Genomic DNA, 18,720 nt, shown 5'->3' with positions numbered 1-18,720 from the left:
GCTAGAACCGCCACCGGGTCAACTCGACCACCTTGGCCGGGCTGATATCCCGATAGCGTTCGGCCTCGGCGCGGCGCACGGTAAGCAGCGCGTCGTGCAATTCGACGCCGAGCGCCTCGGCGAGCACCTTGGAGTCCGCGAGTGCGTCGGCGGCCTCCATGGAGTTGGTCGGCAGCCGACGCACACCCGAGAGCATGAGTTGTTCCGCATCGAAGCCCATCGGGTCGCCGGTGATCTCCGCTGGCAGCCGCAGCTCCTCGGCCATGCCCGCGAGTCCGGCGGCGATGACTGTGCCTACGATCAGATACGGGTTACCGGTCGCGTCGAAACATTTGATCTCGGCATTGGCCGCCCACTCCTCGGTGCCCCGCACACCGGTGATGTAACGCAGCGCCGACTCCCTGGTCTCCCGGCCCCAGCATTGCCATACTCCGGCCCACCGCGAGGGTTGCAGCCGCAGGAAACTCGCCGGATTGCCCGCGCCGACCGCGACCAGCGCGGGCAGCTCCCGCAGCACGCCGGCCAGGAAGGCCTCGCCGAGGCGACGCATGCCATAGGGCCCGTCGCCATTGGCGAACAGCGGCCCCTCCTCGTCGTGGAGTGAGAAATGCAGATGTGCGCCCGACCCCGCGCCGCCCGGCTCGATGCACGGTGCGAGCAGCGCGCGCCAGCCGTATTGCGCGCTGATCTGCCGGATGGTGTGCCGGAGCAGGACCGCGTCATCGGCCGCCGCGACCGGATCATTGGGTGCGACCGACAGCTCCAGCTGTGACAGCGCGTATTCGGGATGGAACTGATCGACCGCGATCTCCTGGCGCTCCAATGCCGCGACCAGATCGCTGGCGTATTCGGCCACCTGACTCAACCGGATCATGCCGTAGGCGGGCCCGTATACGGCTGGGACGAAATCGTTTTCGGTATCCCCGCGTGCGAGAGCCCACTCCGTCTCGAAGGACATCGACAGCCGCAGACCGGCCTCCTGCGCCGCCTTGGCCTGCCGGGTCGCGAACGAGCGCTGGCAGGCGACGAAGCGGGTGCCGTCCTGGGTGAACTTATCGGCGGGCGCCCAGGCCCAGCCGGGCTGACAGGCGAGTTCGGTCAACCGGGACAGGTCGGGAATCAGGCGCAGATCGCCGTCGGGTCCGCCGAGGTAGCGGCCGACGGACATCAGATCGTCGAAGGTGAACGTCTCGAAGCAGGGAGAGACGCCGATCCCGTATTTGGCGGCATGCGCCAGCCGCCCCTTCGGCACCGTCTTCACCCTGGTTATCCCGGCATTGTCGACGAAGGACAGCACGACCATATGGGCCTCGAGGTGTCCGATCAACGCATCGTGGACACCCTCGGCCGGTATCCGATCCGGCATATTAGGCATAGCCCCAAGATAATCTGCCGTCGTCGGGATTTACCGAATACCGCACAGCTTTGCCGGTGGAGCACGGCCAGTCAGGTCGTCGCGGCTTATGATCGACGTGTCGGGACCAGCTGGTTTTCGCCTCGAGAGGTAAAAACATGGGTCGCTCGTGGTGTGGTCGGGGCGGCAGGCCGCCGCGGACGCGCGAATTTCCGGGAAGTCTGCGCCGATGATCGGGTGAGCGGTCGGTGTCCGAAGTCAATGCCGAGGGGACGCAACGCGACCTGACTATCGGCATCGCAGCGGAACTGGCTGCGGCCGGGTTGGCCGACGCCCAAGAGATCGGCCGCGGCGCGTTCGGCATCGTGTACCGGTGCACCGACTCCGCACTCGATCGGGACGTGGCGGTCAAGGTGCTCGGCTCCACGGTCGACGAGGAGGACCGGACCCGCTTCCTGCGTGAACAACGTGCGTTGGGGAAGTTCTCGACCCACCCGAACATCGTCCAGGTGCTGACGACCGACGTCACCCCGACCGGGCGGCCATTTATCGTCATGCCCTTCCACCCCAGGGGCTCACTCGACGCACGGATTCGCGCGGACGGGCCGTTGTCGTGGCAGGAGGTAGTGGCCGTTGGTGTGAAGCTGGCGGGCGCGCTGGCGACCGCGCACGCCTGCGGCGTCGTCCATCGCGACGTCAATCCCGCCAACGTGCTGATCAGCGACTACGGTGAGCCGCAGCTTGCGGACTTCGGTATCGCGCGGGTCGGCGGCGCGTTCCAGACAGCGGCCGGCATCGTCGCGGGGACACCGGCCTACACGGCTCCGGAGGTAATACGCGGCGAACCGCCGTCGGTTCGCTCCGATATCTACGGGCTCGGCGCGACGCTGTTCGCGGCGCTCACCGGCCATGCCGCGTTCGAGCGCCAGGCGGGGGAGTCGATGGTGGCGCAGTTCGTGCGCATCACCTCCGAACCCGTCCCGGACCTGCGATCCGCCGGTGTACCGGCAATGGTGTGCGCCGTCATGGAAGCCGCGATGGCCACCGACCCCGCCGACCGGCCGGCCACTGCCCGGGAGTTCGGCGAGCGGTTGCGCACCGTGCAGTTCTCCTGCGGGCTGCCGGTGGACACGATGCCCGCCCCGGAGCACGACGGATCCGTATCGGTCGCGGGCGGTGGGCCGATCCCGCCGATAACCTCGACCGCCGCGACCGCGCTGCGGCCACAGTCGGCGCCGACGACCCGGTTCCGTCCGCCGACGACGCTGCGCCGCCTCGTCGATCGCCCGCGGCTGCTGGAGACCTTGCGGGACGGACAATCCAGGCGGCTGGTCCTCATTCATGGCCCGGCCGGTTTCGGCAAGAGCAGCCTGGCCGCACAGTGGGCGCACGCCCTGGAAACGGACGGCGTCCGGGTTGCCTGGTTGGCGATCGCGGAGGACGACAACAATGTCGTGTGGTTCCTGAGCCACTTGGTGGAGGCGATTCGGCAGGTTCGCCCGACGCTGGCGATCGAATTGACGCAGATTCTCGAGGAGCATTCGGCCAGCGCGGCGCAGCAGGTGATGACGGCCCTGATCAACGAGATCCACGACAATGCGGAGCCCATTGCCGTCGTGATCGATGATTGGCATCAGGTGACCAGTCCGGCGACCCTCGCCGCGATGGAGTTCCTGCTCGACAACGGGTCCCACCACCTGCGATGGATTGTCACCAGCCGCAGTCGCACCGGGCTTCCGTTGGGGCGCATGAGCGTTCAGGACGAACTGGTGGAAATCGACGAGACCGCACTGCGTTTCGATTCCGGGGAGACTACGGACTTCCTCGTCGGTGTGAAGAGACTGCACCTTTCGAACGCCGACGTGGACCGGTTGCGCGAGTCGACGGAGGGCTGGGTGGCGGCGTTGCAGCTCGCCTCACTGTCACTGCGCGGCAAGGAGGATCCCGGGCGCTACCTGGACCAGATCACGGGGCAGCACTACGCCATCGGCGAGTACTTGATGGAAAACGTTGTCGGCGCGCTCGAACCGACAATGCTCGACTTCGTCATGCGGACTGCGGTCACCGACACCATCTGCGGGTCTCTCGCGGAGGCGCTGACCGGAGTGCGGTCCGGGCAGGAACAGCTCGAGGAGGTGCGGCTCCGAGACCTGTTCCTGCGCGGCGTCGATGACGAGCTGCGGTGGTTCCGCTATCACGCGCTCTTCGCGGACTTCTTGCGCCGCAGACTGATCCGCCAGCATCCCGGCATGCTCGAACAGCTCCATCTGACCGCGTCGACCTGGTTCGCCGAGCACGAAATGGTCACCGAGGCAGTGGATCACGCACTCGCCGCCGGCGCCGCCGAGCAGGCGAAACAACTGGTGCAAGAACACGCCGACGCACTGATCGAAGATTCCCGCATGGCCACCTTCCTGGGGCTGGTGAAGAAGCTACCCGCCGAGATCACGGTTGCCGATCCACGGCTGCAGCTGTCGGTGGCCTGGGCCAACATCTCGCTCCAGCGTCCCGCCGCCACCCGGACCGCGCTGGATCGCGTGGACGCCGCACTAGCAACCGCCGCACCGGACGATCCCGAAACCGCGGACTTGCGCATCCAGGCCGATGTGACGCGAGCCGCGGAATACCTTGTGACGGACCGGTTCAAGGATTTCCCGGATGCCGCCGAGGCATGGCTGCAGCAGCCGGTTCGACCGTTCTTCGCCAGCGTCGCGGCCACCACCGCGGAAGCGGCCGCCTACTACCGCTTCGACTTTGCCGGCGCCCGCCGTTGGCACGCATGGGCCGAGCCCTACCGGACCCGCATCAACGGCCCGGCCGGCGTGGTGTACGGCACCTGCATCGCCGGCCAAGCCGCCGCCGAACAACTCGACATCGAAGGGGCCGAGGCGCTCTTCCGCTCCGCGCTCACCCGGGCCCGGAATACCGGCAGCCAATCCCACGCGACCCGGATGGCCAGCGGCCTGCTCGGCGAATTGCTCTACCAGAAAGGGCAATACGCCGAAGCCGCCGAACTGCTGGCATCCGGTTCCGGCGTCGCGGCCGGCGCCATGGAATTCCTGATCGCCACCTACGGGACCGGCGCCAGGCTGACGGCAATGCGCGGCGACCTCGATGCCGCACGACGACGGTTGGACGAGGGACAAACGGTCGCAGAGCATATCGCCCTGCCCCGGCTCACCGCCCGCATTGTGAACGAGCGGGTACGGCTGGGTCTGCCGATCACCGACGAAGACCGCCAGACCCTCGAGCACCTGCCCGCATACCAACGGCAACCGAACCACCCACTCGCCGTCACCGCCGAACTCACCCACGAGTCGGCCATCCGCCTGCTACTCGCCCAACAGTCACCAGCCGCCGCCGAGCGCGCCGTAGCCGCCGCCGAACAGATGGTCGCCGAAATCCGCACCCAACCCCGCCCCCGCGCACTCCTACAAGCTCAATTGCTATACGGCGGTTGCCTTTCCATCGCCGGACGAACCGACCAAGCGATCGCCTGCCTGACCCCCGCCCTTTCCCGCTGCGCCGAACTCGACCTCATCCAACTGGCCGTAGACAGCGCCCCCGCGATCACCCCGATCGTGAAAACCCTACTCGCCACCCCGGAAGCCCCCAACCAGCCACCCCACCCCTTCTTACAACAGATCCTGAACGAGATCGCTCGAACCACCCACCCAACATCCCACCAATAAGCCCCCGCCCGCCCCGGCACCCCACCGAGCACAGCGATATGGCGGTCGTTTGCGAAGCCCACAACAACCATCCCACCCCCCTCGAAACGCTCGAGAACGCAACCACAGCCAGTCGACTGAGCTGGAAGCCGCGGGCCTGCCCACCTGACTGCGGGAGGTAAGTCGGGTACGGCACACGACGTGCCCAGCACTGCACCGGCAAAACCATGGAACGCCAAACGATCCGGGTCGAGCACCCTCTGGGAGTCGGTGCAGAACAACAGGACCTACCGCAGCCCACCCAACCCGAACGCCACCACCCACCCCCCACAACTGGACATGTGATCACGTGGAATCTATGGCGGCATCGCCCGAGAAGCCCCCGCCACCAGTGCCACCTGATCTTGATCGCCAGTCGGATTTCCGCTCTCGACCCGAATTCACCGATGAGGCTGTGGGAAGGTCGAAGATCTTATGCCGCAGCGTATCCGGTGAATTCCTGCGCCGTCACCGTGACCATGCGGCCACCCATCGCCTTCGCCGCCGTGCGCAATCTGGGATCACCACTGGGCGGTAACGGCATCGACCAGGAAGTCGAGCCGTCTCCGGCGTCGATCGCGTGCACGGTGGTGCCGTCGGTCAGTATGAGGTGCCTGGCGTCGGTTATGCCGTCGTAGCGCGACCTGTTCGAGAATGGTGTCGGCTGCTGCCAGATTCGGTGTCCGTCAGTGAGATCGAGACCGGCGAACTGTGATCCATCGAGCGATCGGACGATCACAATGTTACCCACTACTCCTTGTATCGCGCTCTTGCGTCCGGCGTAGTCGTCGATGCCGATCTGCGCATTGGTCCACAGGACTCGACCTGTCGTTCGCTCGTAAGCACTCTCACCGGTGAGAATCGGCGGCGGCGTCGCGGTCGCGGTCGGATACCACTCGAGGAGGAAGCTGGGGTTGCTGACCTCGGTGATCGGGTGGCCATTGCGATCGAGAAGCGTCACCCTTCCCGCGCTCCCGCTGCGGTCGATCACCTGCGAAGCGACAATGCCGCCGTCGAACGCATAGCCAACGGGGCCGGTGAACAGCAACTCGCCGGTGCGCAGATCGTAGACCCGAACGTCATGGTCGTGCCCGTCCAGGAAGTAGTCCTGCACGATCCTGGGCCTGACCGGGTCGCCGGGAACAGGCGTCGGATACGTCCGCCGCCAGGTGGCCTCGATAGTGGAATCGGTCCCTCGCGTGACGACGGCGGTCATCCGGTCCGCGGTTCGGCCGGCTACCGAAACCACGCCGTCGCGCACCGCCACGTCCATGACTTCGAAGTCTGTCGCATGGTCTCCGAGTACCGCCCCCGTGGCAGCGTCGATGATCAACACCCGCTGCGTGCCGTAGCAGGCGATCTTTCCGTCGAATACCTGCTCACGGCAGCCGAAGAGTTCACCGACATCGGTCGTCCAGCGCACCTGGCCGGTGTCCGGATCGATGCCGTGCATCCGCACCCGACCGACGGTCAGTCCAGCACTTTCGCCCGGCGCAGGCCCGCCGGGCACCGCGGTTGCCGCGACGATCATCGTCCCGGCATCCATCGGCGAGCCGTAGCCGCCATAGCGACCAAGGGAATACGGCGCAGCCAGCAGAACCGCACCGGGCTCGTCGGACAAGTCGGCAACGCGCAATGTCCACTTCGGCACCGGAGCGGAGTCGAGCCGGGGGGAAATCCGGAACCGACTGTACGCCGCGGATACCTCCTGCGGCTGCTCTGGTGATCGGTTCACCCACACGACCGCGGCGATACCCGCCACTACAGCCACGACCAGCACCGTGATCCAGATCCTCCGCCGATCGGTGAGCCACCTTGCTGCCTTGTTCACTCGGAGGTCTCCTTCATGCATCGATAGGGGACCAGACGCTCGACGGTCCAATAATGCAAGGTATCGCCTTGTCAAGGCTGAGAACTCAGACCGAACCGCGTCTGATGTGCCGGTTCAGCTTGCCGCGCAGCGTGTTTCGTCTGGAACTCCTAGTCGTCATCCTGCATATCCGCTAGCTGGCTGCGCGTGTTGAGCAGTTCGGTGTTCACCTCCGCCGACGGAGCCGTCTCGGCCAGTTCTTCCAATTCCTCGAGCAGTGCGCGCATCGTCGCCAGCCATGGCCGATCGGCCTCCATCCCGCTGCCGTACAGCTGCAGCCAGGCGGCCGAGCGCAGGCATTTGGCTCGCGGGCCGATGCGACCGAGGTCACCCCACAGTCGCGCGGCTCGCTGAAACGCGGCGACCGCCTGTGCGTCCTCGCCGCAGAAATCCAGCATCGAGGCCGCCGACCAGGCGAGTTCGGCCTCCAGTTCGACTCGATCGGGATCGTTGTGCACCAGCCGCGCGCCCTCGACGAATTGCTGTGCCGCATCACGGAATCGGTTGAGCTTGCGCAGGGATTCGCCGTATTGGCGGCGCACGACAGCCATTTCGGCGGGCGGATAGGGCATCTCCCCGGCCGCGAGCGGCTGTTCGAACAGGGCGGCGGCCTCCCCGTGTCGTCCGGCCCGGTGGAAGGCCCGCGCGGCGACGAAGGTGAGGTGCACCGCATCGGCGGCCGAAATCGGCTCCCAGCGCGCGGCGGCGGTCAGTGCCGCATCCGCCAATTCGAATTCGCGGCCGCGCTGCCCGGACAGCGCCATGACGAGCTGGGAACTCAGGCGCGCGAGATGTTCGGCGGGCAGTGCATTCGCACCGATCGAGAGTGCCTGCCGCAGATACTGTTCGGCATCTTCGGGATAGTCGACGAGTCGGACCGCGGCCAGTTCGGCCAGCTGCCGCGCGTCTTCGGCTTGTTCCTCGGAGGTGGCGGTGACGGCCGGTGCCACGACGACCTCGCGCGGCAAGCTGCTTCGCACACCGAGCGGCAGATGGTCGAGCAGTGGTTGTTGCGCGAGCCGGGCGGCGACGCGGTCGCTGACCACCGTGTTGCCATTGCGGGCGTCATAGCGCGCGGTCAGCTCGCCGATTTCGGCGGTCAGCCCCGCGCGCACCGAATCGACTGTGCCGGAACCGACTTCGACCGCACCGAGACCCAGCTCCGTGAGCCGCCGCAGCAGCACACCGACGCCGGAGATGAAGGCGAGCCGGATGGCGGCGTCCGCACCGGGGTCGGCCAGCCATGCCGTGTGCTCGGCCAGGATTTCGAGGCCGCGCGCCTCGTTCCCGGTCAACGCGCAGAACTCGATGTGCTCACCCACCGAGCGCCGCAGATCCGGAATGTGGCGCACCAGTGGATAACCCGTCAAATGCGCGCTGCGCGCCTCGGCGGCGCGACCGGTGCGCACCATCGGCAGCAACGCCTGCCCGAGCACCCGGTGCGGTTCCTCGGCGCAGCTGCGCGCACCGTCGATGACCGGACGCCAGCATTCCAGTGCGGCCTCATCGTCACCGGCCTGCGCGTAGTTGGCGCCCCACTCGTTGCGTTCGCACGCATCGCAGTCGGACATGCTGTCGCGCGGTGCCGTGCGGGCCGCGTCGAGCAGTTTGGTGGCCGCGTCGTGCTCACCGAGTTCGAGGGCGAGGTTGGAGCGCAGCGCGAGCACCGGGCGAGCGCTGTATCCCCGCTGCCGGTAACGACTTTCGAGTTCATCGAGCCAGCGGTAGATGGTTGGCAGGGGTACACCGGGATTCTCGATCAGGCCCCAGGTGAACCATTTCAGGTACCAGTGCACCGAATGCGTCATCGACCCGAGTTCGGCCGGAAATTCGTCGTAGATCCGCAGCAGTCTGCCGTAGGCGACCGGCGCCAGATCTCGTTCGCCCGCATAGGCGTAGGCCTTGGCCAGCTCCAACAGGACATTCCCCTCGAGTGCCCGGTCGGGACCCGACTTCGCCGCGGCGGCGAGGGTTTCCAGGCGTTCGGTGCGACCGCGTCCGTGCGGCAACGAGCGGCTCTGCGCCAGTGCGGTCTGGATCTCGGAGGTCTCCATCTCAGGCCTCCTCTGCGGTTTCGCCCGCCGCGTGCCGGGTCGCCCAGCTGAGGAATTCGCCGAATGCGCGATTGAGCAGGGCGGTATCGGCGGGTCGCAGCGGCCGGTGCGTCATCAATAACGCCTGTCCGTATAGGGATTCGATCGCGGTCTTCAGGAAGGCGGGATCACCGATGCGGCTCAGCCTGCGCACCACCGGACTGCGGTGGTTCAGCACCAACTGCGCACGGGGTGCGCTCGCTTCCAACGCGCCGAGAATTTCGGTCCAGAGTTCGTCAGCGCCGACAGTGGTCTCGAGCCGTGTTCGCTCATTGCGCGCGCCGCGACTGTCCAGATGCAGGGCGGGCACCGAAACCGGATGGAACGCACGCAGAATCACATCGCAGGACAGCGGATCCAGTGCCGTGCGGGCGGCCGCGAGCACCTGGGCAAGCGCCAGCTCGTCAGGCGGATCCACCAGGTCGAGGGCCGCGGTGACCGCGGCCGCGTCCAGTTCGGTGACCGTGACGCCGGGCAGGATCGCGGGCAGCAGGGCGACGAGTTCCGCATCATAGGTATAGCCGCCGTTGACGACGCCGATACCCTGTGCGGCGGCGGTCGCGGCCACCTGGCGGAACTCCTCCACCGTGGCCGTCACCCGGACAGCGGGATGGTTGCGCGCGAATTCGGTCAGCGGAATCCGGCCGTCGGTGGTCTCGAACAGCAAGTGCGGCACCATGATCCGCAGTATGTGCGGGGAGTGCCTGGCCATCGCCTTGACGCCGAGCGCGTGCACGGACAGGAACGCGGCCAGCCGCTCGGGCTGTTCGGCGGCGATTTCGGTGAGCCAGTCCCGAATTCGGTCGCCGAGGGTGTCACGGACGATGGCGAGGCGTTCGTCTTCGTAGAGTCCTTCGCGCGAGGCGGTCGGGCGCAGGCTGTCGGTATCGATCACGCAGCGTACGAAGAAGGCCCAGTCCGGCAGCAAGCCGCGCACCGCGTCACCGAGCAGCATGCCCTTGAGATAGACCCGATGTGCGCTGGGATCTGCCGGATTGCCCGGCTGCGACAGCACGAAGGCGACGCCGCTGACCCCGGCCACCTCGGCATCGAGTTCGATCACATCCAGCGGGGTGAAGCCGAGCGTGCGCTCGCCGTATTCGAACAGCGCCGCCCGACGCAGCGCCGGGGACGCGTAGGTGCGCCGCCAGACCGGCGGAGCATCGGTCGCGCGCAAACCCGCGCCGTTCGCCTCGACCGTCACCTCATACGGCAGCAGCGAACCGTAGTCGCGGACCAGTTCCAGCACCCGCCCGGGCGCGAACCAGGGCTCCGCACCGGCGCGCGGCGTGAGATGCACTGCGGTGCCCGGCTCTTGGCGGTCCGCGGGATCGAGCCGACGCAGCGAATAGGTGCCGTCGGCGGCGGCCAGCCATTCGACGGGCGCGGCGTCCGGATCGATGGCCGAGCGGGTGACCACCCGGACGGTCTCGGCGACGGTGAAGCAGGCCAGCAGCCCGATGCCGAACTGCCCGAGGAACTCTCGGCGCGCGCCCTCGATATCGTCACGCTTCGACGAATGTCCGATGGTGGCCAGGAAACGGTGCACGTCCGCCTCGGTGAGACCGATGCCCGGATCGGTTATCGTCAGCCCCGATTCGTCGATGACCAGCCGAATCGCGGTGGGCGCCAAGGCATCGCGCTGCGTGCGCGCGGTGACCGCATCGACCGCGTTCTGCAGCAGTTCCCGGATGTACACCCGCGGACTCGAATACAAATGATGCGACAACAGGTCGACGATCCCGCGCAGATCGACCTGGAATGAATAACTCTGCCCCGACCCACCAAGGCCCGACCCGGCCCGTGCACCATCCGGTGTGCTCTTCACCATGGCTCGAATCCTGGTGCCGAGCCCCAACGGTTCTCTTAACGAACGCTGATGGTGTTAACAGAGGCGGACGTTTCGACCGAGGGAGATTGCTCACACCGGCAGTAGGCGCGACACCACCGCGGTCAGCTGTTTGGCCGAGCGGCATTCGTGCATCTCGATCACTTCGCGGTACTTATCGGCGGCGGAATCGCCGGAGCCCCAATTGCTTTCCTTCTCCGGATTGAGCCAGTGCGCGTGTTTGGCGGTGTGCACCAGCTGTCGCAGCGTATCCAGTTGCGGGTCACGGTAATTGGTGCGGGCATCGCCGAGGATCAGCAGCGAGCTGCGGGCGGTGACGGCATCGGGCCAGTCCGCGGCGAAGCCCGCGAGCGCATGGCCGTAGTCGGAATGTCCGTCCAGGCCGATCACGTTTCCCTCGGTGAAGATGCGGGCCATGGCCTTGTCCAACTGGGTGTTCGGATCGAAGAACCGGGTCACCTCGTCCGTGCGGTCCACGAACGCGAAAATGCGCACCCGGGAAAACTGTTCGCGCAGCGCGTTGACCAGCAACAGCGTGAAGTTGCTGAACCCTGCCACCGAACCCGATACATCGCACAGCAGCACCAACTCGGGACGACCCGGCCGTGGTTTGCGACTCACCAGGTCGATGGGCACGCCGCCGGTCGACATGGATTTGCGCAGCGTCTTGCGCAAATCGATCTCGCCACGGCGAGCATGCCTGCGCCGCACGGCAAGTCGGGACGCCAGGATCCTGGCCAGTCGCTGGGTGCTGCGCCGCATTTCGGCGAGTTCGGTTTCCGAGGCGCGCAGGAAGTCGACATCCTCGACCTGCCGCGCGACCGCATAGCTCGCGACGCGCTCCCGGCCGATATTCTCGGCCACCCGGCGGTTCGTTTCCGCCGTCACGATGGCGCGAAATCCGGCGATGCGCTGCCGACCGATGCGGCGGGCGATCTCGGTGTCGAATTCACTGGTGTCCGGTCCGGCGGCCAGCCCCTGCAGGATCCTGGCCAGCAGCGTTTCCGGCTGTACCTCCCGCAGCGTCCGGTAGGCGGAGAAGGAAGGCCCGCGCGAGGATTCGTACTGCCCGAGTTGTTCGACCAGCTGGGCGGCGATCACTTCCTGCTGCTGCGTCGAATCCTCCCTGGTCAGCAGGTTCGCGAGCAGTCCGCGCAGCGCGGGAATGTCGATCTCACCGATGGGCGTGCGCGGAATCTCGATGTCATCCGGTGCGCCGCTGCGCTCGCCGAGCGCGGCCGGAAACCACAGGTCGAACAGGCCGTCGAAGGTGCCGCGGTGCGTGCTGCGGCGCAGCAGTGAGCAGGCCAGACCCTCGCGCAAGACCTCGCGGTCGAGCAGGTCCAGCACCGAAACCACCCGGCCCGCGTCCACGGTCTCCGAGGGACCCACCGCGATGCCGCGCGCCCGCAACGCCTCGACGAAACCGACGAGATGCCCCGAAATCCCGTGTGGTGCGTCGAGTGTGGGCTGCGATCCGGCCGCCATGGCTCAGGCCAGCTTCAGCTCGGCCAGCGCGCGCTGGTGATCGGCTCGGTGTTTGAGCACGACACCGAGGGTGGCCCGCACTGTGGTGTCGTCGAGATCCTGCATGCCGAGCGCGAGCAGGGTGCGTCCCCAGTCGATCGACTCGGCGACACTCGGCAGCTTCTTCAACTGCATCCCGCGCAGCACGTGCACGATCCGCACCAGCTGGGCGGCGACCGCGGCGGACAGTTCCGGAACGCGGCTGGCCAGAATGCGACGCTCGAGCTCCTCGTCCGGGAAGTCCAGGTGCAGGTAGAGGCAGCGGCGCTTGAGCGCCTCGGAGAGTTCCCTGGTCGCGTTGGAGGTCAGCACCACGAACGGCTTGCGGCTGGCGGTGATGGTGCCGAGTTCCGGCACGGTGACCGCGAAATCGCTGAGCACCTCGAGCAGCAGACCCTCGATCTCGACATCGGCCTTATCGGTTTCGTCGATGAGCAGCACGGTCGGATCGGCGCGCCGGATCGCGGTCAGCAGCGGCCGCGACAGCAGGAATTCCTCGGTGAAGACGTCGGCCTTGGTCTCTTCCCAGTCGTTCTCGCTGGACGCCTGGATGCGCAGGATCTGCTTGGCGTGGTTCCACTCGTACAGCGCGCGGGCCTCGTCGACGCCCTCGTAGCACTGCAGGCGCACCAGTTCCGCGTCGGCGGTCTGCGCGACCGCCCTGGCCAGTTCGGTCTTGCCGACACCGGCCGGGCCCTCGATGAGCAGCGGCTTGCCGAGCCGGTCGGCCAGGAATACCGATGTCGCCGTCGCCTTATCGGCCAGGTATCCGGTGGTGGCCAGCCGTTCGATCACATCGTCGACCGATGTGAAGATCGGCTCCTGCACTGCGCTTTCGGTAGCCACGTGGCGTCCTTCCCTCGAAACCCACCCTTCACGCTACGGGAGGGTCCTAAGCAGGCGCTCGGCGGTTCTTACACCGAACGAAATCTAGACCGGACGGATCTGGCCGTCGCCCCAGACGATCCACTTGGTCGAGGTCAGTTCCGGCAGCGCCATCGGGCCGCGGGCGTGCAGCTTCTGGGTGGAGATGCCGATCTCTGCGCCGAAGCCGAACTGCTCACCGTCGGTGAAGGCGGTGGAGGCGTTCACCATGACGGCCGCGGCGTCGACTCGGTTGGTGAACTCGCGGGCCGCGGCCAGCTCGCCGGTGACGATGGCCTCGGTGTGGCCGGTGCCCCAGGTGTTGATGTGCTCGACGGCGGCGTCCAGGTTCTCGACCACCTTGAGGGCGATGTCGAGGGTGAGGTACTCCTCGCCCCAGTCCTGGTCGTTGGCGGGCACCAGACCGGGCAGATCACCGTGCACGGTGACGCCGTGCCGTTCCAGGGCCTCGATCAGCCGGGGTACGGCGGTGGTGGCGATCGCGTCGTCGATGAGTACCGTCTCGGCCGCATTGCACACGCTGGGACGGCGGGTCTTGGCGTTGATCAGGATCTGCTCGGCCATCTCCAGATCGGCGGCCTCGTGCACGTAGACGTGGCAGTTGCCGGTGCCGGTCTCGATGGTCGGCACCTGGGCGTCGCGGACCACGGCGTTGATCAGGCCCGCCCCGCCGCGCGGGATCACCACGTCGACCAGGCCGCGGGCCTGGATCAGATGGGTCACGCTGGACCGGTCGTGGCTGGGCAGCAGCTGCACGGCATCGGCCGGGATGTCCAGTGCGACAAGGGCTTCGCGCAGCACGGCGACCAGGGCGGCATTCGAGTGCGCCGCCGAGGAGGAACCGCGCAGCAGTGCGGCATTGCCGGATTTGAGCGCCAGCCCGAACGCGTCGACGGTGACGTTCGGCCGGGCCTCGTAGACCATGCCGACCACGCCGAGCGGCACCCGCACCTGACGAATCTCCAGCCCGTTCGGCAGCGTGGACCCGCGCACGACCACCCCGACCGGATCGGGCAGCCCGGCGACCTGGCGCAAGCCGGAGGCGATGCCGTCGATGCGGGCCTTGGTCAGCCGCAGCCGATCCAGCAGCGACTCCTCGGTCCCCGCCGCCTGCGCGGTCGCGATGTCCTCGGCATTGGCGGCGAGCACGGTGTTGGCCGCGCCGAGCAATGCGTCGGCGGCCGCGTGCAGCGCCTCGTTCTTCTGCGCGGTGGTCAGCTGCGCGAGCGCGCGCGACGCCACCCGAGCCTTGCGCGCGGCGTCGTGCACCGTCTCGCGGATATCCTGCCCGGTGGTCGTTCCTGCCGTCATGGGGAACAGCTTACTGAGCGGCTGGCAGGGCCATATCCACGACCTGCGGACCCGTTTGCGAACGATAAGAAAACCATTAGGCGCCATCGTCATCGTGGGCGATGACACCGAGATCGCCTCGGTGCGCTGCCGATTCGGAGCCCCCAGATGAACAAGACCGTCATTGTTATCGGTGCGCTGGCCACCGCCGCTGCGCTCACGGCCTGCGGGCCGGACGGTTCGCCCGGTGCCGGATCGTCGTCGGTGACCGCGACCTCCTCCGCGGCGGGCGCACCGTCGGCCGAATCGGCGACAACGGTCGCCGGATCCCCTCGCGCCGACCAAACCGCGGCCTTCACCGCGACCACCCTGCACCTCGAGGGTAATGGGTACAAACTCGACGTGCCCCAGGTGAGCGGCGGAAAGGCCGACGCCCGAGCCGAATTCAACCAAGCGATGCGGGCCGCGGCGCAGGAGTGGATCGACCGCATCACCGGTCCTGGCGATTCGGTCACCGGTGGTGACAGCCAGGTCGTCCGCATCGGTACCCATGTGCTCAGCGGGCATCTGGTCACCAGCGTGTACGGCGCGGGCGCCGCGCACCCGAACAGCTTCGACTCCGCGCATGTCACCAATGTCGACACCGGCAAGGCCATCACCTTGCCCGATCTGTTCACCGATCTGCAGCAGGGCCTGAACGCGCTCTCGACGCAGGCACAGGCCCTGGTCCAGCAGAATCCGCGGGCGACGGGTTACAGCAGCAGCGAGCTCACGCCGACCACGGAACACTTCCAGACCTGGGTCGCCACGCCCGAGGGCATGCGGATCTATCTCGGTGAGATCGCCTCGCACGCCGCGGGCAATATCGACGTCCTGATCCCGTGGTCCGCGCTGGACAGCGTGCTGCGGCCGGGGATGCGAGCGGTCCTCAGCAGCTGACGATCATGTGACACCCATCTCGCGGTGGTACTTTCTCGGGCACGAACGCGAGCTATCGGGGAGGCGTAATGAGGAAGACCGCTGCCGCAGTCCTGGTCGGCATCCTGTTCGCCGTGCTCACGGCCTGTGGGTCCGATGACCGGACCAGCGTCGGCTCGACCGTGGCATCGGGCTTCACCGCGACCTCGATTCGGCTCGAAGGCCCGTGGTACTCGGTCGACCTGCCGCAGGTGGCGGGCGGTAGCGACGACGCGCGCACCGATTTCAACGAGGGCATGCGCGCGGAGGTCGATCCCTTTATCCGATCCGCGGCGGAGAATCGGAAGGTGACGGGGTTCAGGAGTGAGGTCGCCCATATCGGCGGCCATGTGCTCAGCGGCGTGCTCGGCATCGAAGTCGACGACGGCTATGTGCATCCGACCACGTTCAAGCGCACCCACGTCACGGATATCGATACCGGGAAGGCGCTGACACTGCCCGATCTGTTCAGCAACCTGCAGAAGGGGCTAGAGGTGCTGTCGGCGCAGGCGGCGGCGCAGATCCCGAAGACGCGCGTCGGTACGAACCCGTACGACAAGGAGCGCATCGCCCCGGCCGTGGAGAACTTCAAGGACTGGCTGGCCACCCCCGACGGACTGCGGGTCTACGTCGGGGAGATCGCCTCGCACGCGCTGGGCTATATCGACTTCACCATCCCGTGGTCCGAACTCGATCAGGTGCTGAAGCCGGGTCTGCGGGCGGTCGTCAGCAGTTGACGGTCCGACCCCTGGCCGAGCCGAACCGACCGGTTAAGCTCGGCACTCATGCAGGAGAACGGTCGGCGCCGACGCAAGCTGGGGGTGATGGGTGGCACCTTCGACCCCATCCACCACGGCCACCTCGTCGCCGCCAGCGAGGTCGCGAACCGGTTCGACCTGGACGAAGTGATCTTCGTCCCGACCGGACAGCCGTGGCAGAAGGCCGATAAGCAGGTCAGTCCGGCCGAGGATCGCTACCTCATGACCGTGATCGCGACCGCGTCGAACCCCCGATTCTCGGTCAGCCGCGCCGATATCGACCGGGGCAAGGTGACCTACACCGTCGATACCCTGCGCGAGATGCGCGCCAAACATCCCGACGCCGAGCTGTACTTCATCACCGGAGCTGACGCGCTCGCCAACATCCTGACGTGGCAGGATTGGGCGGAGTTGTTCGAACTGGCGAAGTTCGTCGGGGTGAGTCGACCAGGGTACGAGCTGAACACCGATCATCTCGAGGAGCATCTGCGTGACCTGCCGGTCGACGCGGTGACCATGATCGAGATTCCGGCGTTGGCGATCTCATCGAGTGAATGCCGTCGCCGCGCCGCCGAGCACCGGCCGGTGTGGTACCTCGTGCCCGACGGCGTCGTGCAGTACATATCGAAGCGGCATTTATATGTGCCCGTTGGAGTGGAAGGTTGTTAGGCGTGAGCGAGCGCAGCGAGCGAACCAAAAGCGGAGCCGCTGTTGCGGTCATGCCGGAACCGAGCGCTAGCGAGGTGCAGGCATGAGCGCATCTGTCGAGTCGGTGGAGATGGCGCAGGTTGCCGCGCGTGCGGCGGACGAGAAGCTGGCCTCCGACGTCGTGGTGCTCGACGTGTCCGAGCAGTTGGTGATCACCGACTGCTTCGTGATCGCCTCCGCGCCGAACGAGCGTCAGGTCAATGCCATCGTCGACAATGTCGAGGAGAAGCTGCGCCAGGCCGGGCACAAGCCGGTCCGGCGCGAGGGCACCCGCGAGGGCCGCTGGGCGCTGCTGGATTACGTCGACGTCGTCGTGCACATCCAGCACAATGACGAGCGCAATTTCTATGCGCTGGAACGGCTCTGGAAGGATTGCCCGGTGGTTCCGGTGGAGGGGATCGCGGCCGGGAGCGAGGTATTCAAGCGCGCGGACGCAGACGATGCCGCGGCGGTGAACAGCGAAACGGGGACGACTCCGAGTGAGTAAGTATGCCGGGGTCCGCACGTTGATCCTGCTGCGACACGGCCAGACCGAATGGAATGCCAGCGACCGGATGCAGGGTCAGATCGATACCGATCTAACCGAATTGGGCCGTCGCCAGGCGAAAGAGGCCGCGCGCGAACTGGTTTCACGCAATGCGATCGCCATCGTGTCCTCCGATCTGCGGCGCGCCTTCGACACCGCATCCGCATTGGCCGACCACACCGATGTTCCCGTGGTCCCGGATCCGCGGCTGCGCGAGACCAACCTCGGCGACTGGGAGGGGTTGACCCACTTGGAGGTCGACGCCGACTATCCCGGCGCGCGGGTGGCCTGGCGGTTGGACGCGTCCTATACCCCGCCGGGCGGCGAGAGCAAGCTCGAGGTGGGCGCGCGTTCGCTGCCCGTCGTTCGAGAATTGTTCGCCGAGCGGCAGGATTGGCCCGGCCGGTCTATCATCCTGGTGGCGCACGGCGGGCTGATCGCCGCCCTCACGGCCGCGCTGCTCGACCTGCCGCCGCGGAACTGGCCTGCCCTTGGGGGACTGGCCAACACCAGCTGGGTGCAGCTGAGCAGCCACGGCCCGAGCATAGATCAGCCCGGTTGGCGCCTGGATGTGTGGAACGCAGCGGCGAAGGTGGCCCCGGATGTCCTCTGAAGAACCGATTCGGCAGGTACCGGACGAATTGTTTCGTCGGGTTTCGGCGAAGCCCGAACGGGCGATCCCGGATGCGCTCTTCGGACCTCCCCCGGTGAAGAAGGTCGAGCCGGAGGCGCCGGCCGAGTCGGAGACGCCGGAGTCCGACAGCGATGACTCGCTTACCGCCGAAGCCGGTGAAGGGAACGACGAGCCCGCCGCGCCCGCGGCGAAGTCCGGCACCGGCGCGGAGCCCGCGGAACCAGCGGGTGAACCACCGGAAGGCGTTGCGGCAGTAACCAATGCGAACGAGCCCGCGACTCGCACCGTCGGTGCCGCGGCATCGGCCGCCGAATCCGTGAGCGATGCTGCGACCGCCGCACCTGCGGACGAGTCTGTCGCTCCCGCCGCGGAATCCGCGCTCAGCAGCGGCGATGCCACTGCCAGCGGTCCTCGGTCCGCTGCCGCAGCGGATTCCACGATCGGTGATCGCGAATCCGTCACTGCCGGAGTCGGATCCGTGCTCAGCCCCGCTGATTCCGACGAATCGGTTGCCGGTGAAGAGGTTTCGGCCGCTGGCGCGGAACCGGCCTCGACCGAT

The 18,720-nt window shown here is 67.1% G+C and carries 13 protein-coding genes; 6 read left to right on the top strand and 7 right to left on the bottom strand.

The features are described from left to right. Position 1: 1 nt before the first annotated feature. A complete protein-coding gene (locus ACHQ4I_RS34255) occupies positions 2–1,375 on the bottom strand; it encodes a type I glutamate--ammonia ligase (RefSeq protein ID WP_420776030.1) in 1,374 nt (457 codons plus the stop codon). Between the two features lie 227 nt (positions 1,376–1,602). Here ACHQ4I_RS34255 and ACHQ4I_RS34250 point away from each other — a divergent pair, with 227 nt between their 5' ends. Further along, positions 1,603–5,046: a protein kinase domain-containing protein gene (locus tag ACHQ4I_RS34250; RefSeq protein ID WP_420776029.1), complete on the top strand. Its 3,444-nt coding sequence runs from the start codon at positions 1,603–1,605 to the stop codon at positions 5,044–5,046. A 451-nt stretch (positions 5,047–5,497) separates the two neighbouring features. Here ACHQ4I_RS34250 and ACHQ4I_RS34245 read toward each other — a convergent pair whose 3' ends face one another. The 6 genes from ACHQ4I_RS34245 to ACHQ4I_RS34220 form a co-directional block, all read right to left on the bottom strand. Next, entirely contained in the window at positions 5,498–6,895 is a 1,398-nt protein-coding gene (locus ACHQ4I_RS34245; protein WP_420776028.1) for an outer membrane protein assembly factor BamB family protein, read from the bottom strand. Between the two features lie 149 nt (positions 6,896–7,044). Then, positions 7,045–8,988, bottom strand: a complete 1,944-nt coding sequence (locus ACHQ4I_RS34240; RefSeq protein WP_420776027.1) for a hypothetical protein — start codon at positions 8,986–8,988, stop codon at positions 7,045–7,047. 1 nt (position 8,989) lies between these two features. Continuing rightward, complete coding sequence (locus ACHQ4I_RS34235; protein ID WP_420776026.1) at positions 8,990–10,858, bottom strand: HSP90 family protein; 1,869 nt, start codon at positions 10,856–10,858, stop codon at positions 8,990–8,992. Positions 10,859–10,948: 90 nt separating this feature from the next. Next, the gene (locus ACHQ4I_RS34230) at positions 10,949–12,364 is read right to left on the bottom strand and encodes a vWA domain-containing protein (protein ID WP_420776025.1); all 1,416 of its coding nucleotides are present in this window, start codon (positions 12,362–12,364) and stop codon (positions 10,949–10,951) included. Between the two features lie 3 nt (positions 12,365–12,367). Beyond that, a complete protein-coding gene (locus ACHQ4I_RS34225) occupies positions 12,368–13,249 on the bottom strand; it encodes an AAA family ATPase (RefSeq protein WP_420776024.1) in 882 nt (293 codons plus the stop codon). Between the two features lie 84 nt (positions 13,250–13,333). Continuing rightward, entirely contained in the window at positions 13,334–14,599 is a 1,266-nt protein-coding gene (locus ACHQ4I_RS34220) for a glutamate-5-semialdehyde dehydrogenase (RefSeq protein ID WP_420776023.1), read from the bottom strand. A 147-nt stretch (positions 14,600–14,746) separates the two neighbouring features. Here ACHQ4I_RS34220 and ACHQ4I_RS34215 point away from each other — a divergent pair, with 147 nt between their 5' ends. From ACHQ4I_RS34215 to ACHQ4I_RS34195, 5 genes are all read left to right on the top strand, one after another. Next, positions 14,747–15,517 (top strand): RsiV family protein, encoded by a 771-nt coding sequence (locus ACHQ4I_RS34215; protein WP_420776022.1) that lies wholly within the window; start codon positions 14,747–14,749, stop codon positions 15,515–15,517. 68 nt (positions 15,518–15,585) lie between these two features. After that, positions 15,586–16,272, top strand: a complete 687-nt coding sequence (locus tag ACHQ4I_RS34210) for an RsiV family protein (protein WP_420776021.1) — start codon at positions 15,586–15,588, stop codon at positions 16,270–16,272. Between the two features lie 48 nt (positions 16,273–16,320). Further along, positions 16,321–16,962 (top strand): nicotinate-nucleotide adenylyltransferase, encoded by a 642-nt coding sequence (gene nadD / locus ACHQ4I_RS34205; protein WP_420776020.1) that lies wholly within the window; start codon positions 16,321–16,323, stop codon positions 16,960–16,962. An 82-nt stretch (positions 16,963–17,044) separates the two neighbouring features. Further along, entirely contained in the window at positions 17,045–17,488 is a 444-nt protein-coding gene (rsfS, locus tag ACHQ4I_RS34200) for a ribosome silencing factor (protein ID WP_420776019.1), read from the top strand. After that, on the top strand, positions 17,481–18,140 hold the full coding sequence (locus ACHQ4I_RS34195) for a histidine phosphatase family protein (protein WP_420776018.1): 660 nt from the start codon (positions 17,481–17,483) through the stop codon (positions 18,138–18,140). The genes rsfS and ACHQ4I_RS34195 overlap by 8 nt, the downstream gene beginning before the upstream one ends. Positions 18,141–18,720: the final 580 nt, after the last annotated feature.

It is taken from the genome of Nocardia nepalensis (genome assembly GCF_048910785.1).
Lineage (GTDB): Bacteria > Actinomycetota > Actinomycetes > Mycobacteriales > Mycobacteriaceae > Nocardia > Nocardia nepalensis.
The sequence above is the reverse complement of the archived record's forward strand: the minus strand, read 5'-3'. Positions and strand labels throughout refer to the sequence as shown.

Coding starts and splice junctions, on each gene's coding strand:
- ACHQ4I_RS34255 (WP_420776030.1), bottom strand. CDS start 1,375: ATGCCTAATATGCCGGATCGGATACCGGCCGAGGGTGTCCACGATGCG.
- ACHQ4I_RS34240 (WP_420776027.1), bottom strand. CDS start 8,988: ATGGAGACCTCCGAGATCCAGACCGCACTGGCGCAGAGCCGCTCGTTG.
- ACHQ4I_RS34235 (WP_420776026.1), bottom strand. CDS start 10,858: ATGGTGAAGAGCACACCGGATGGTGCACGGGCCGGGTCGGGCCTTGGT.
- ACHQ4I_RS34230 (WP_420776025.1), bottom strand. CDS start 12,364: ATGGCGGCCGGATCGCAGCCCACACTCGACGCACCACACGGGATTTCG.
- ACHQ4I_RS34220 (WP_420776023.1), bottom strand. CDS start 14,599: ATGACGGCAGGAACGACCACCGGGCAGGATATCCGCGAGACGGTGCAC.
- ACHQ4I_RS34215 (WP_420776022.1), top strand. CDS start 14,747: ATGAACAAGACCGTCATTGTTATCGGTGCGCTGGCCACCGCCGCTGCG.
- ACHQ4I_RS34210 (WP_420776021.1), top strand. CDS start 15,586: ATGAGGAAGACCGCTGCCGCAGTCCTGGTCGGCATCCTGTTCGCCGTG.
- nadD (WP_420776020.1), top strand. CDS start 16,321: ATGCAGGAGAACGGTCGGCGCCGACGCAAGCTGGGGGTGATGGGTGGC.
- rsfS (WP_420776019.1), top strand. CDS start 17,045: ATGAGCGCATCTGTCGAGTCGGTGGAGATGGCGCAGGTTGCCGCGCGT.